1 protein-coding gene is annotated in these 350 nt (G+C 59.1%); it reads left to right on the top strand.

The window, feature by feature from the left end; all coding sequences use genetic code 11:
• Positions 1–69: 69 nt before the first annotated feature.
• On the top strand, positions 70–350 hold a 281-nt coding region (locus tag EYY67_RS24415; RefSeq protein ID WP_207391117.1), incomplete at its 3' end, for a phage major tail tube protein.

Here is a 350-nt window from a genome sequence, read left to right as displayed (position 1 = left end):
GTCAGCGCATCACCGATCAGTATCTGGCGACGTTCGCCACCTCCGTTAACAGCTAAGAGGCGCTAAAACATGGCACTCCCGAAGAAACTTAAATACCTGAACCTGTTTAACGACGGGAACAGCTATCTCGGCATGGTCAGCGGGCTGACGCTGCCAAAACTGACCCGCAAGCTGGAGAACTATCGCGGCGGCGGCATGACCGGTTCCGCCTCCATTGATTTTGGCCTGGACGACGACGCCCTGACCTTTGAATGGACGGTGGGCGGACTGGATGAACTGGTGTTGCAGCAGTGGGGCGCGGTGGACGCCGTGCCGCTGCGCTTTGCCGGTTCCTTCCAGCGTGACGACAC

It is taken from the genome of Rahnella victoriana (assembly GCF_004330295.1).
GTDB lineage: Bacteria > Pseudomonadota > Gammaproteobacteria > Enterobacterales > Enterobacteriaceae > Rahnella > Rahnella victoriana.
The sequence above is the reverse complement of the archived record's forward strand: the minus strand, read 5'-3'. Positions and strand labels throughout refer to the sequence as shown.